This is a genomic window from Nostoc sp. 'Lobaria pulmonaria (5183) cyanobiont', from assembly GCF_002949795.1.
GTDB lineage: Bacteria > Cyanobacteriota > Cyanobacteriia > Cyanobacteriales > Nostocaceae > Nostoc.
The window spans coordinates 6,927,163-6,941,119 of the sequence record NZ_CP026692.1; the positions used below are offsets into that span (position 1 = coordinate 6,927,163).

Genomic DNA, 13,957 nt, shown 5'->3' on the forward strand with positions numbered 1-13,957 from the left:
ATTAAAATCCTCAACTTTTTAGGAGCATAGCAGCACTATGCACCTACTTGTCTCTTGTGACAATTAAACTTTAGCAGCAGCCTTGGTAATAACGTTGAGTTCACCTTTAGCATACTTAGCAGCAAAATCTTCCAAAGAAATTTGCTTGATCTTGCTTGCGTTCCCAGCCGTGCCAAATTGCTGATAGCGTTCAGTACAAACCTTCTGCATATATGTAATAGAAGGCTTGAGGAAATGACGGGGGTCAAACTCCTCTGGTTTTTTAGCCAAAGCTTCACGTACAGCAGCAGTAATAGCCAAACGGTTGTCGGTGTCGATGTTTACTTTACGTACACCACTCTTAATACCTTTTTGGATCTCTTCTACAGGTACACCGTAGGTTTCAGGAATTGCACCACCATACTGGTTAATCAGTGCAAGCAAATCTTCAGGTACAGAAGAAGAACCGTGCATTACCAAGTGGGTGTTAGGCAGACGGCGGTGAATTTCTTCAATGCGGCTGATAGCCAAAATTTCACCAGTCGGCTTGCGGGTAAACTTGTAAGCACCGTGGCTTGTGCCAATGGCAACAGCCAAAGCATCTACTTGGGTTGCTTCTACGAAGTCAACAGCTTCATCGGGGTCGGTTAGCAGTTGTGAGTGGTCGAGTGTACCTTCAAACCCGTGACCATCTTCAGCTTCACCAGCACCAGTTTCTAGAGAACCCAAACAACCTAGTTCACCTTCAACACTGACACCCAGAGCATGAGCTACGTTTACAACTTCGCGGGTAACATTGACGTTGTATTCAAAGCTAGCGGGGGTCTTAGCATCAGCTTCTAAAGAACCATCCATCATCACGCTGGTGAAGTTGTTCTTAATTGCTGAGTAGCAGGTAGAAGGGGCATTACCATGATCTTGGTGCATGACAATGGGAATCTGAGGATAGGTTTCTACGGCTGCCAAAATCAGGTGGCGGAGGAAGTTTTCTCCTGCATAATTACGAGCGCCGCGTGAAGCTTGTAAAATTACGGGGCTATCTGTCTCGACAGCAGCCTTCATAATCGCCTGAATCTGCTCCAAATTGTTAACGTTAAAAGCTGGGATGCCGTAACCGTTTTCAGCTGCGTGATCCAACAGCAGCCGCAGTGGTACAAGCGCCATAGATAGTCCTCCTAATGTGGTTGTCAGCTAGTCGGTCTGAGAAAAGCGTAATCATTACGCTAAATCTTAAGAGTTTTTTCAACTTATAGGAAATTATAACTAGTGTCGTGTGTCTATGTTGAAAAAGTTTACCCCAGAGTTATTATAAATATGCCCTATACTTGCTCTCTACTGCTGTACTATGCCCCATAGTTGCTCTGTATTGCTGTACATTTAGTTACCCTACAACTAGTAGCTCTGGTAGCCCAGTATCCAAAATGGTCATCTCGAAGCGATCGCGCCTATCGTAACCCTAATCAATAGCGATCGCTCTCTCATACCATTCAATAAACTTTTATATGGGTCGCCCGGGATTCGAACCCGGAACTAATCGGTTAAAAGCCGAGTACTCTACCGTTGAGTTAGCGACCCTTTCGCTGCATTTCGCAACTTTGCCATCATAGCATATATTTCTGTAGATTTGTAAAGGGGTTTAGAAAAAATTAGCCGTCAACCTTACAGATGCTGTGTGGCTAGCTCCTGGTGCTAACACAGTCAGGTTATCACCAGTATTGAGAGAGTTCCGGGTGGCACTCCACGGTTCTAAACAGTAGAATTCTTTACCCTTGACTGTCCAAAATACCAGCCAAGTAGAGAAATCATCATAATCCAAGGTGAGTTTTAACTTACGGCTGCGATCTATTGCAGTGGCGGATTGACTTGTTAACTGTCCAAAGGCAAAATCAATTTCATCACGGCTAAAGTCAAAATTGCCGTCAAAAGAGTGAATTTCTTTAGTTTGATTGTCTTGATACTGTTTAGCAGGAATTTCAACCTCTAACTGAGTTTTATCACCACACAAAAAGTAGGGATGGAAACCAGCCGAAAAGGGCATTGGTGTGGATGACAAGTTTTTATACTGCTGACGCACTTCTAGGGTATTACCTTGAAGTTCGTAGGTGAAAGCCAGCTGAAAATCAAAAGGATAAACTGCCTTAGTTTGCTCATTGCTATCAAGAACAACAGTGAGACTAGCTTTATCTCCAGTTTTTTGTTCTGTTGCTTTCCACGGTAATTCACGGGCAAAACCGTGTTGTTTGAGAGTATATTTTTGCCCGTTGTGAGTGTAAATATTATCTGGTAGATTGCCACAAATAGGAAACAAAATTGGATTTCCACCTCTTACACTCAAATCAGGATGAGTAAAACGTTCAGTGTCTAGGTAGAAAATTTCTTGCCCTTGAATGCGCCAACGAGTGATGATACCACCGCGTTCTGGTACGACTTCCAATTGAGAACTAGCGGCTTCGTCAGAAAGAATGTACGTCTTGTACTGTTGCTGTTGAACTGCAATGCTAAACACAAATTTTAGTCCTGGGTAAGGTGGAGTGCTGAGTACCTAGTGCTGAGTCCTGAGTAAAATAAAAAGTACTCAGCACTCAGCACTCATAACTCAGCACTGTTTATTCGTCTTCTGCAAACACGAAACGATATAACTCGCTGGGGTCTGGTTCAGGGCTGCTTTCGGCGAACTTAACTGCCTCATCGATTACATCCTGAATTTTACGGTCAATTGCTTTAATTTCTCCCTCATCCGCGAGGTTTTGCTCTAGCAAATAAGCTGCCAACTTCTTAATTGGGTCACGGGAAAACCAAAATTCCTTCTCCGCTTTGCTTCGCATTTCATCTGGGTCTGCCAAGGAGTGACCCCGGAAGCGGTAGGTAAGTGCCTCAATTAATGTTGGGCCTTCACCTGCACGAGCACGGGCTACAGCTTCCTGTGCTACGGCTCGGACTGCTAATACATCCATGCCATCTACTTCCACGCCCACCATGTTAAATACACTGGCTTTTTTATAAATCTCTGGCTGGGAAGTGGCTCGCTCGTGAGACATCCCAATTGCCCACTTATTATTTTCGACTACAAACAGAATTGGCAGTTTCCATAGGGCTGCCATATTTAACGTCTCGAAAAACTGACCGTTGTTAGCTGCACCATCGCCAAAAAAGCAAGCTGTCACTTGGTCAGCACTTTCATCTTTTAGCACTTCGCGGCGGTATTTGCTTTGAAAAGCCGCTCCAGCTGCTACAGGAATTCCCTCAGCCACAAAAGCATAGCCACCGAGCAAGCGATGTTCGGCAGAAAACATGTGCATGGAACCACCACGCCCTTTGCTGCAACCTGTGGCTTTACCAAATAATTCTGCCATTACCTCTTTTGCTGGTACACCTGCACTCAGAGCATGAACGTGGTCGCGGTAGGTACTACAAACGAAATCTTCACCCGGTCGCATTGACTGTACAACACCACTGCAAACGGCTTCTTGACCGTTGTACAAATGGACAAAACCAAACATCTTGCCCCTGTAGTACATTTCAGCGCACTTGTCTTCAAACAAGCGCCCTAAAACCATGTCCTCATATAACCGTAATCCTTCTTCCTTAGTAATTTGCGTAGTAGCAGGATTAAAAGTGGGTAAAGTACGCTCTTGAACCATTATTTTTGAGTATCCCTGTTGTACAACTTAAAGTTATGGTCTTAAATAAGTTGGTCTGATAACACCTCAGCTTTTAACAGGCTAGCGTTTGTAAGACTCAACAATCAAACTTTATTTATGCACCAAAAAAGGGTCTTAGGGAATAGCTGAATTTTTAATTTTTGATTTTTAACTTTTCAGCTCATTCCCCGTGAGGATTTGACTCTAACGGCAATATCTCCCGCTTTAGGTTTTCTCTCTCACTATTCCCCTTCACAGACTAGCAATCAAAATAGACTGCTTTCTGCATATCCATTAACAATTTAAAAAAAAGGAGGCAAAAATCTATAATACCCAAATAGGTAATTGTAATGAAGGGTAAATTATGATATGCTTTTTCTCTCCTGTTATCAGGGTAAATCCCCAATAGTGGTATTTTTGTTACTGTCTAGTGGGAAAGTCCCAAAAAAAACAATCATCAATAGATTCTTCCAGCCAGAACAATTATGCTGTGATTAAAAGCGGTAGTTGTGGTTTGTGGTATCGAAGGCTGATAATAGTTGTGTTAAACAAAAATACTAAGAATTAAAACAAACAATTGAGGCTTTCTAGGCGAAAGCAAAAAATTAGTACTAAAATGTGACTCAAAATTTCGGGAAGGTACAAAACAAGTTGTTGCAATATACACTTGTAGAGTAAATTCTATACGGCATTTTTATGGCACAGTTTTACAGGCCTGGAACGCTCTAGGTAAATTATGTTGATCGCGGTGCAGGGGAAGTAGGCTGTGCGAATTCCGCTAGATTACTACCGAATTTTAGGACTACCGTTAGCGGCAAGTGATGAACAATTGCGACAGGCATACAGCGATCGCATTGTACAATTGCCACGACGTGAGTATTCTCAGGCAGCAATTTCTTCTCGTAAACAACTCATAGAAGAAGCTTACGTGGTTTTATCAGATCCAAAACAACGCAGTACCTACGATCAGCTTTATCTTACCCACGCCTATGACCCTGATAACCTTGCTGCTGCCGCAGTAGCACTGGAAAATCGTCCAGAAAGCACCAAAAGGGGTAGTGATACCCAGAGTCTGGGTATCGAAATTACTCAAGACGAATTAGTGGGCGCTTTATTAATTTTGCAAGAGTTGGGGGAATACGAACTTGTACTAAAACTAGGTCGTCCGTACCTGGTAAATAAAAATGGTGCTACAAGTGCAAGAAAGGGCAATAATTTAGCACATGAAGAAATACATGAAAGTGCTGAACATCCAGATGTTGTTCTCACTGTCGCCCTTGCTTGTCTAGAATTAGGTCGCGAACAGTGGCAACAAGGTCACTATGAAAATGCCGCTATATCTCTAGAAACTGGTCAAGAACTACTAGTACGCGAAGGGTTGTTCGTCAGTGTCCAGGCAGAAATTCAGGCGGATCTTTATAAATTGCGACCATATCGAATTTTGGAGTTGCTGGCACTACCTCAAGAAAAGACTGCCGAACGAAGCCAAGGTTTGGAATTATTGCAAAACCTCTTAGAAGATCGTGGCGGGATTGATGGCACGAACAATGATGACTCTGGTCTAAATATAGATGACTTTCTGCGATTTATCCAGCAGTTACGCAACCACTTAACAGTCGCCGAGCAGCACAAGTTATTTGAAGCCCAAAGCAAACGCCCTTCTGCTGTTGCCACTTACTTAGCTGTTTATGCCTTGATAGCGCGGGGATTTGCTCAACGGCAACCTGCTTTAATTCGTCAAGCAAGGCAAATGCTCATACGTCTGGGCAAGCGCCAAGATGTACATTTAGAACAGTCTCTATGTGCGTTACTTTTGGGACAAACTGAAGAAGCAACTCGGGTTTTAGAACTTAGTCAGGAGTACGAAGCTTTAGCTTTTATTAGAGAAAAATCTCAAGACTCTCCAGATTTGTTACCAGGGCTATGTCTATATGCAGAACAGTGGTTGCAACATGAAGTATTTCCCCATTTTCGAGATTTAGCAAACCAGCAAGCTTTTCTAAAAGATTACTTTGCTAACCAACAGGTACAAGCTTATTTAGAAGCACTGCCAACGGATGCAGAAACAAATAATGAGTGGGCTGTAATTAACCCCCAAAATTTTCCCCAGCCGCAGACAAATAATTCGCCTTTCCCTAAGAATTCAAATAGGACTCCAAGGCAATTTAACCACAGCAGAACACCTGACCTAGATTTGCCAGACACACCAGAATATTCAAACTTCTCACCACCTATGTGGAATTCATCTGGAAGTGTAAAATCAGACATTCCTGCTGCTGAACGGACGAGCAGAGGCACAAAGGAGCATTTGAACGGTTCAGCTAAAAGTGCTACACCTGCTCATAACCAAAAGCGTCGGCAAAGAAAACCTACTCCATCTGCTATCCGGGAGCGTCTACCGAATAATCGTCCCCATTCTCGTCGTCCTCGGCGGCGGCGAACTTTTGCTAACACCATCGAAGGGAAAACACGGCTGGTATGGAGAGTGTTTATTTCTCTGGTGAGTCTATTAGTTTTCTGGGTGTTAGCCACAACAACTTTTGGATGGTTAAAAAATCTGTTTTTTCCTACACGATCTGTACCTAATTCACAGTTGTTTGTACAAATAAATCAACCACCAATATCTATTCCCGATCCAAATAGTAAACCACAAGGATTAGATGGTCCTCTAACAGATACAGCGGCAGAGGAAATCATTCGCACTTGGCTATCTACTAAAGCCGAAGCTTTAGGGCCGAATCATGAGATCAATAATTTAGAGCAGATTTTAACTGGTTCAGCTTTGTCTCAATGGCGGGTGATTGCTCAACAGGATAGGTCTGACAACCGCTACCGAAAGTACGAGCATAGTCTGAAGGTGGAATCTGTAGATAAAATTGATTTATTTGCAGATCGTGCCGCAGTCGTAGCTACGGTGAAGGAAGCGACGCAGTTATATGAAAATGGTCAGTTTAAAAACTCTTCTAACGATAATTTGCGAGTTCGGTATGATTTGATTAGACAACAAGGTAAATGGCGTATTCAGAGTGCATCTGTTGTGAATCAGATAATTAGATAAGGAATAAGAATTAAATAACATACAATTTATGTCTCTGGCTTACCTCACCCTCAATCCCTCTCCTTATAAAGGAGAGGGAAGCTACATACAGGATGAAGTTTTGCATTTTATTTAATCCGCGTTCCTAAGTTTGGATTTTTAGACGATGTTTACGACGGGCTGTGGGTTCACAAAATCTTCAGAAAATAGTAAATTAATTTGGTCGGATGTTAGTACTTCTGCCTTGCAAAACGATTGATTCTCATAGGCTTCGGGCTACTTTATCAAATAGTACTTTGTAAAGAATGTGTAAATTGTAACTTTGTCTCTATGTCTTTAATTTTCTTTATAGCAATAATAATGTAAGCATAAAACTAGAGAAAGCATTTGTAGCTATGCCAATGCCTTCTACTAGCTGAATTGCTGCTAATTTTTTTACCTGTATGAAAGGTAACAATAAATATGGAAGATAACGGAGCATTAGGGGCAGGTGCAGTAGGTGCTACCGCAGGTGCGGTAGGTGCTACAGCCGGGACAATTGGTCTAGTTTCAGCCTCCGGTAGCGTTGCAGGTCTGAGTGCAGCAGGAATAACTTCTGGTTTAGCTGCGATCGGAGGGGGAACAATGGTAGGAGGAATTGTTGTTGCCGCAGCCGCACCAGTTGCAGCAGCAGCAGCAGTCGGTTGTGGTGCTTACTGGCTTTGGAGAAGATTTATGGATTAAAAGGCTCAACAATATATCAACTATTAAAATCAAAAGGGTGGTAAAAGCCACCCTTTTTACTAGCTTATTAATTATACAATAGGTAATATATAGCACTTTAGACTACTTTCCGCACGACTCCTAATTACCCGAACTTGATATTACCTAGAACTTTCCAACACCCCTAACAAAATCTTCAACATCAAATAAGCAGAAGTCCCTCCTGGATCTTGATGCCCGATACTCCGTTCTCCCAGGTAGCTAGCCCGTCCCTTTTTCGCCTGCATCGGTATAGTTTCTTGCAACCCTTTTTGGGCTGCTGCTACGGTCTGTTGCATAGCTTCCACCGTCCTCTTACTTTCTCCTATAGCTTGCCCAAAAGCGGCTACAGCCGGAGATAGCACATCCACCATTGTTTTGTCTCCTAGTTGCGCTTTACCACGTTGCAGCACGCCGTCTAAGCCTGCTTGAAGTATTCCTAAAACATCTTGTTCTGTTAATTCTTGCTTACCAACAACTGCTGTACTTGCTCGCAAAAACCAGGTGCCATAAAGAGGACCACTAGCACCGCCAATAGAAGAAATTAGGGTCATACTCACAACTTTAAGAATGCTGCTGATGTCCTTATCTGTAAGAGTTGGTAACTGAGCACTTACTTTTTTGAAGCCGCGATCCATATTGATCCCGTGGTCAGCATCTCCGATCGCAGCATCTAATTCTGTCAAATATGCTTTATTCTGCTCTATCTCGGTTGCATAAGCCTGCAACCATTGTAATATCTGCGCTTGAGTCACCATATCAACATAATTCGTAATTCGTAATTTGTAATTATGAAATTCCCCAACGCCAACTTGGCGTTTTTACTGGTGCATCCCATAGCCTGATCATCTCATCATCTAATTTCAGCAAGGTAATAGAGCAACCTTGCATTTCTAGAGATGTGATGTAAGAACCTATCAAGTTTCGCACAATTTGCAATTCTTGCTGTTCGCAGATTTGGGCGAGTTTGCGATAAACAATATACAGTTCCGAAACCGGAGTTCCACCCATACTATTGACAAAAGCTAACAGGCGATCGCCTTTGGCAAATGGTAGACTTGTTAGCTCTACATCTACCCATTCTTCTTTGTCTTCATCCCACTCGCGCAGTGTGCGGCTGTATGCTGCATCCTCAATAAGCGATCGCGTCAAAATTTCGGTAATCTCATCTACTGATTTTATGGTTGTACGTTCTGTTCCTGGTTCCCCGTGGATACCGATACCTAATTCGATTTCGCGATCGCTTAATTCAAATGTCGGCGTTCCATTAGCTGGTACTGTACAAGACGTTAGAGCAATTCCCATACTCCGCCCATTCAGATTTACTCGGCGACATAAATTTGCTATTTGTGGCAAATCATACCCTGCCTCAGCCGCCGCGCCACAAATCTTTTCCGCCAGTATTGTTGTTCCCACACCCCGCCGTCCTTGGGTATAAAGACTATCTTTTACTGCTACATCGTCATCAATTAAAATATTTAGCGATCGAATGCCTTCACCACGGGCTAACTCCGTTGCCATCTCAAAGTTCATCACATCGCCACTGTAATTTTTGACGATATAAAGGATACCTGAGCCTCCATCTACTTGCTTGGCTGCTTCTAGCATTTGGTCAGGAGTCGGTGAAGTGAAAACCTCACCAGGACAAGCTGCATCCAGCATTCCTCTGCCCACAAAGCCAGCGTGCATTGGTTCATGTCCACTGCCACCACCTGAAATAATTGCTACTTTACCCAGAATAGGTGCATTGGCTCGATAGACAAAGGCAGGATCGTAGTTCAGTTTAATTAAATCGGAATGAGCCGCCGCCATACCTTCTAGACTTTCTTGCACAAAGTCTTCCGGCTTGTTGATCAGCTTTTTCATAATCTGTGTTTGGTTAAAAGGGTGCTAAAACCCAGGTTATAGCGATCGCTGGTTTGTATGCAATACAGTCTGACCTCTCTCTAAATCTCTCTCCTAAAAGGAGAGAGACTTTGAATTTCCCCCTTCCCGACACGGGAAGGGGGTTAGGGGGTTACGTTTTCCTGGGCTTTTCGACATGACCTGAAAAGTCAGTTATTTAATGTCAATTCAAAGATTCCATCAGCTCAATACACTTGTGCATCTGCTGGTGCATGGTTTCCCTATCAGCATGAAACCTTCGCCCATGACCTGGTAGTACCCACTCAAAAGAGTAATTAGCCAAGTTACGCATTGATTTAGTCTGTTCTGACCAAGAATACCAGCAGAAATCGCGGAATGCAGCCAGTTGGTGCAAGCTTTCTGACCAAGCGAGATGATCGCCAGTGAACAGAAACTTATTTTTGTAGAGTAAAACAGTTTGTCCTTTGGTGTGACCGGGAACTGGGATAATTAATAAATCTGGAGTCAAGGCTAATGGTTCAAAACTAGTTAGCTGTATTTCTACGTTGCGAGTATCCGCAGTAATATCATCAATGTGAAGGATGCGATCGCACTGAAAATGTTCAGCAAACTTTTGATGATCTGCGACATCATCCTTATGAGTTAGGTACATATAACGAATTGGTCCCAGTTCCTCTAAACGCTTGACTAAAGGCGGCGTAAAGCGGGGAGAATCCACTAAAATATTACCTTCTGGAAGTTGAATTAAATAGCTAGCAGCACCATAAGATTTTTCGGAATGATAGCCGCAATGGTAAATATTTTCTGCTACTAATATTGGAAACTTTTCTTGAGCAACTTTGATATCTTTTGGTTTCTCAACTGTACCAATAGAACTAGTAGGACAAGCTAAAAGTGCTTCAAGGGCTGCTAATCTTTCTGTATTATTCGTAGGTTGATGATAAACCACCGACTGTTCATCGACACGAGAAAATACTTCAGGAGTCATCCAGCGACAGGTATCACAATCAATACAGGTAGTATCTACATAAAAATCGCCGTTGACATTTTGGGAGCGACGTTGATTTAAATGAGCCATATTAATCCTTTTGCTTCCAGGTGCTTGCTGGGGAGCGATAAACCTTATATCCCTACGCTAGCAAAAGTAACTTGAGACTGTAGACACTATTAGAAGTAAATCTGCTCAAAAATATAAAGACTCGTGAAACCCAGTAAGCAGAAAATGAAAAACTTAACATAGACACCATCTGCTTAAAGAGCATCCTAAACAATCAACTACTTTTAATATTCATGCACTAGAAAGAGCATTTCCTACTTTTTGAGGTGGAGAAGGAAGAAAGTTGATATTTAGTTTTGGGAATATTGAATAGTTGTTTCGCGCTTAGAGCGAATCTACTCCAAATTCCTGCGGACGATGGCGAACCGCCGTATAGGCTTTCATTGGTGGCAATTCTGGTCGTCTTAAAAACCAGTTTTCTGAGGCATCAGAGCCGTAATTAAATCCCACTATTACCACATACTCTTCCTTGGGCTTATAGGTGTCAATCACATTAAACAACTCAGCATATTCGATCGGCTGTTGTTTCGCCGCTTGCGAGAGCATCATCATCTTCCAGGGTTCACTTCTTTGCGCCACATAATGAACCTTGCTCCCGATCGCAGATGGACTTTCTGTGATTGAAAAGTCGTTGCCACCGGAATGCTGGATATTTACGACTTTGTGAAGATACAGATAACCCCGACCAGAGTGCTGATAGAACTTCCACGCTTGGGCGCTAAACAGAACTTCACATTCATCAATGATGTTTCTTGCGATTTCGACTCTTAGTTCACGTTCAGGTGTCATGTTAGTTGACCCATGCAATTGTCAGGCTTCTTGCCCTCATTTATCATGGTAACAAAAGACAAATAGACTATTTTGGCTCCTTTTGAAAACCATGCTGGTGAAGTAGTAATTACTTGCTGCCAATGGCCTTGTGCTGCCTAATGATTTTGATCGTTTGCCAGTTCGAGTGTTAGAAGATAGCTGGTATCGAGACAAATCTTACGGGTTGGCATAGAGATAGCGATCATGATGGATTGAAGCGTCCTCAATCAAATCGGTAATCGGCTCTTTGCCTAATTGCAGGATCGGAATAGTCCCCAAATGAATCGGATTGAAGATGAATGGTTGCATCTCAGGCGTGACGAGCTTGCTGGTCAAGTTTTTGAGGATGAATATGAATTAGCGATCGCTATTATTAATGGTATAAATAACCGAGCTAACCACCGACAGTATCAAGTTGAGCGTTTTACATTTAATTAGGTTGACCTACTTATCTTATGGCTCATTTGTGTTACGATTGCGCGGGATTTTGCCATTCAGATTGGTTAAGACACTCCCTTCAGCAGGAATACCCATAGCACCATTCTTTTGGGGTCGCACCTGCTCCTGATAGTTTCCAGAGAAATGATAGCGATCCTGATGCTCTCCAGAGAAGTGAAAATGATACTCTACTCCGCCTACTTTTCCTTCAGGGTAATCCGTTTGAAAGCGATCGCACATTCGTATATTGCCGAGCGAGATTTTTAACCCATCCCGCAGCTGAATATATACGCCAGTAGCCTTGAGCAAAGAATGGCGGACACTGTGTTATGACATCTAAAGCATCACCTCAGCTGCCACGTTGACCTCTCGTTGAGTGCCCACTTTCACCCGACGGCGATACCACCACATCACAACACCTGTCACCATCAGCACGGTAGGAGCCAGACCCACAAACACATACAAAACCTGCGTCAGCCGTCCACCGAAGGTGCCAAAATGCACAGAGCCAAACTGATTCAAAATGGCTTCGGCACGCGAGGGTTTAACGCCATCATTAATCTGAATCACCTTGCCTGTGAATTGATCGAGATAGACTTGCGTTCTCCCATATTGACCTGTTTCTTGAGCCTGCTTTTTGCCCACCCGAAATGGTTCTTCCTGTTTATTAGCAAAAGAAACGTAGGTAGTAGTAGCATTGGGAACGGCGGTATCGGCTCGTTGTAGCAGGTCTTTGATCGCCAAGGGTTGCTGAAGAGAAATCGGTTTAGAAACTGGCTCTGCGGGTTTTGGTGTCAGGGTTGCAGCATAAATGATATCAGTCACCTTTGCTTGAGGAATGTTCCAGGCAAAACCGGTGAAGCCAATGAAGCCAAGAAAGACGGCGGTGATAATACCTGCTACTTTGTGAATATCAAAATTCGTGCGTTTGATATGAGCCTTCTGCCATTTGATTTTGAATCCAGCAATCAATTTGCGCCAACCGGGCCAGAGGATGATACCCGTGATGCTAAGGATCAGAGTTAGAAGGGCAACAATACCCATGATCCATTGGCCTATATCGCCTGCTAAGAGTTTGTAATGCAGGCTATAAATGCTGCCAATCCAACTGGTTTCCCACTGGCGATCGCCCATTACTTGCCCTGTGTATGGGTTCACAAACACATACCAAACGCGATCGGCTGCATCATTCAACCACACCTGGTAAGGTTGATCGATGTGTTCTGGCAAGCTGACACCGCCAATAGTCAAGCCTTTGGAGGCGTAGGCAGTTTTCACAGTGTCTGCGATCGCGTGAATTGAAACTCGCTCTTTAGCGGGGATGATGCGACCAAACCGTTGTGCTAGAACAATGCCATCGATTTCGTGCCAGAAAACCAGTACACTGCCCGTCAATCCAGCGATGCAGAGTAGAGTGCCACCGATTAAACCGAGCCAGCGATGCAGGTGAAATGCAGTATTGCGAATCGTTCTTGCATTCATGGTAGACCCTTCTCAAAAACTTAATCCTGTGCCCTTGTCACAGAGCTAGCAAACCAGATTGTGATAATTTAAAGCTAAATGAGAATTAATTCTATCAGAACTTACGCATTGTCAACAACTCAATCCTGTACCCTTGTGACGGAGCAGCAAGGGACTTCCAACTAAAAAAATACCCATCACTTTGGTGAGCAGGGGAAGCAGGGGAGGAAGAATCTAACGATCGTCTTCGCTCACAAAATTGAATAATTTAATTTCTGGAAGTCCCTAAAACAGTTTGTCCTTTGGTGTGACCGGGAACTGGGATAATTAATAAATCTGGAGTCAAGGCAAGTGGTTCAAAACCAGTTATCTGTATTTATACATTGCGAGTAGCCGCAGTAATATCATCAATGTGGAGGATGCGATCGCACTGAAAATGCTCGGCAAACTTTTGACGATCTGCCACATCATCCTTATGAGTTAGGTACATATAACGAATTGATCCCAGTTCTTCTAAACGCTTAACTAAAGACGGCGTAAAGCGGGGAGAATCCACCAAAATGTTCCCTTCTGGAAGTTGAATTAAATAGCTAGCAGCACCATAAGATTTTTCAGAATGATAGCCGCAGTGGTAAATATTTTCTCCTGCTAATATTGGAAACTGTTGTTGAGCAACTGTGATATCTTTTGGTTTTTAACTGTGCCAATAGAATTAGTAGGACATGCCAAAAGTGCTTAAAGTGCTGCGAATCTTTCTGCATCATTCATTGGTTGATGATAAACCGCTGACTGTTCATCAACACGATAAAACACTTCAGCAGTCATCCAGCGACAGGTATCACAATCAATACAGGTAGTGTCTACATAAAAATCGCCGTTAACATTTTGGGAGCGACACTGATTTAAATGAGCCATATTAATCCTTTT

At 43.1% G+C, this 13,957-nt stretch carries 12 protein-coding genes, 1 tRNA gene and 1 pseudogene; 3 read left to right on the plus strand and 11 right to left on the minus strand.

Going from position 1 to position 13,957, the window contains the following annotated elements:
• Nucleotides 1–63: 63 nt before the first annotated feature.
• The 4 genes from fba to pdhA all read right to left on the minus strand — a co-directional run bounded on the left by fba (nt 64) and on the right by pdhA (nt 3,620).
• Nucleotides 64–1,143: a class II fructose-bisphosphate aldolase gene (gene fba / locus NLP_RS30720; protein WP_104909619.1), complete on the minus strand. Its 1,080-nt coding sequence runs from the start codon at nt 1,141–1,143 to the stop codon at nt 64–66.
• Nucleotides 1,144–1,482: 339 nt separating this feature from the next.
• Nucleotides 1,483–1,554: transfer RNA gene (locus NLP_RS30725), tRNA-Lys, on the minus strand.
• Nucleotides 1,555–1,615: 61 nt separating this feature from the next.
• Nucleotides 1,616–2,485, minus strand: coding sequence for an aldose epimerase family protein (locus NLP_RS30730; protein ID WP_104909620.1), 870 nt, complete (start codon nt 2,483–2,485; stop codon nt 1,616–1,618).
• Nucleotides 2,486–2,585: 100 nt separating this feature from the next.
• Complete coding sequence (pdhA, locus tag NLP_RS30735; RefSeq protein ID WP_104909621.1) at nt 2,586–3,620, minus strand: pyruvate dehydrogenase (acetyl-transferring) E1 component subunit alpha; 1,035 nt, start codon at nt 3,618–3,620, stop codon at nt 2,586–2,588.
• 766 nt (nt 3,621–4,386) lie between these two features.
• Here pdhA and NLP_RS30740 point away from each other — a divergent pair.
• Nucleotides 4,387–6,678: an IMS domain-containing protein gene (locus NLP_RS30740; RefSeq protein ID WP_104909622.1), complete on the plus strand. Its 2,292-nt coding sequence runs from the start codon at nt 4,387–4,389 to the stop codon at nt 6,676–6,678.
• Between the two features lie 441 nt (nt 6,679–7,119).
• Nucleotides 7,120–7,380, plus strand: coding sequence for a hypothetical protein (locus tag NLP_RS30745; RefSeq protein ID WP_199784726.1), 261 nt, complete (start codon nt 7,120–7,122; stop codon nt 7,378–7,380).
• 140 nt (nt 7,381–7,520) lie between these two features.
• Here the strand turns inward: NLP_RS30745 and dhaL are convergent, their stop codons facing one another.
• The 4 genes from dhaL to NLP_RS30765 form a co-directional block, all read right to left on the minus strand.
• On the minus strand, nt 7,521–8,156 hold the full coding sequence (gene dhaL / locus NLP_RS30750; RefSeq protein WP_104909624.1) for a dihydroxyacetone kinase subunit DhaL: 636 nt from the start codon (nt 8,154–8,156) through the stop codon (nt 7,521–7,523).
• A gap of 31 nt (nt 8,157–8,187) precedes the next feature.
• The gene (dhaK, locus tag NLP_RS30755; protein ID WP_104909625.1) at nt 8,188–9,264 is read right to left on the minus strand and encodes a dihydroxyacetone kinase subunit DhaK; all 1,077 of its coding nucleotides are present in this window, start codon (nt 9,262–9,264) and stop codon (nt 8,188–8,190) included.
• Between the two features lie 202 nt (nt 9,265–9,466).
• Nucleotides 9,467–10,342, minus strand: a complete 876-nt coding sequence (locus tag NLP_RS30760) for an MBL fold metallo-hydrolase (protein WP_104909626.1) — start codon at nt 10,340–10,342, stop codon at nt 9,467–9,469.
• A gap of 303 nt (nt 10,343–10,645) precedes the next feature.
• Nucleotides 10,646–11,110, minus strand: a complete 465-nt coding sequence (locus NLP_RS30765; RefSeq protein WP_104909627.1) for a hypothetical protein — start codon at nt 11,108–11,110, stop codon at nt 10,646–10,648.
• A gap of 300 nt (nt 11,111–11,410) precedes the next feature.
• On the opposite strand from NLP_RS30765, the gene NLP_RS33840 reads away from it, so the two are divergent.
• Entirely contained in the window at nt 11,411–11,569 is a 159-nt protein-coding gene (locus NLP_RS33840) for a hypothetical protein (RefSeq protein ID WP_158680608.1), read from the plus strand.
• 15 nt (nt 11,570–11,584) lie between these two features.
• Here the strand turns inward: NLP_RS33840 and NLP_RS30775 are convergent, their stop codons facing one another.
• The 3 genes and pseudogenes from NLP_RS30775 to NLP_RS30785 all read right to left on the minus strand — a co-directional run.
• The gene (locus NLP_RS30775) at nt 11,585–11,878 is read right to left on the minus strand and encodes a hypothetical protein (protein ID WP_158680610.1); all 294 of its coding nucleotides are present in this window, start codon (nt 11,876–11,878) and stop codon (nt 11,585–11,587) included.
• Nucleotides 11,879–11,905: 27 nt separating this feature from the next.
• Nucleotides 11,906–13,051 (minus strand): PepSY-associated TM helix domain-containing protein, encoded by a 1,146-nt coding sequence (locus NLP_RS30780; protein ID WP_104909629.1) that lies wholly within the window; start codon nt 13,049–13,051, stop codon nt 11,906–11,908.
• 265 nt (nt 13,052–13,316) lie between these two features.
• Nucleotides 13,317–13,945, minus strand: a pseudogene (locus tag NLP_RS30785) (4Fe-4S domain-containing protein); the annotation flags it as partial.
• Between the last annotated feature and the right edge of the window lie 12 nt (nt 13,946–13,957).

What these genes read in the sequence shown, in the direction of transcription:
- NLP_RS30765 (WP_104909627.1), bottom strand. Translation starts at nt 11,110, where the DNA reads ATGACACCTGAACGTGAACTAAGAGTCGAAATCGCAAGAAACATCATT.
- NLP_RS30745 (WP_199784726.1), top strand. Translation starts at nt 7,120, where the DNA reads ATGGAAGATAACGGAGCATTAGGGGCAGGTGCAGTAGGTGCTACCGCA.
- dhaK (WP_104909625.1), bottom strand. Translation starts at nt 9,264, where the DNA reads ATGAAAAAGCTGATCAACAAGCCGGAAGACTTTGTGCAAGAAAGTCTA.
- NLP_RS30780 (WP_104909629.1), bottom strand. Translation starts at nt 13,051, where the DNA reads ATGAATGCAAGAACGATTCGCAATACTGCATTTCACCTGCATCGCTGG.
- pdhA (WP_104909621.1), bottom strand. Translation starts at nt 3,620, where the DNA reads ATGGTTCAAGAGCGTACTTTACCCACTTTTAATCCTGCTACTACGCAA.
- fba (WP_104909619.1), bottom strand. Translation starts at nt 1,143, where the DNA reads ATGGCGCTTGTACCACTGCGGCTGCTGTTGGATCACGCAGCTGAAAAC.
- NLP_RS33840 (WP_158680608.1), top strand. Translation starts at nt 11,411, where the DNA reads ATGAATCGGATTGAAGATGAATGGTTGCATCTCAGGCGTGACGAGCTT.
- dhaL (WP_104909624.1), bottom strand. Translation starts at nt 8,156, where the DNA reads ATGGTGACTCAAGCGCAGATATTACAATGGTTGCAGGCTTATGCAACC.
- NLP_RS30760 (WP_104909626.1), bottom strand. Translation starts at nt 10,342, where the DNA reads ATGGCTCATTTAAATCAACGTCGCTCCCAAAATGTCAACGGCGATTTT.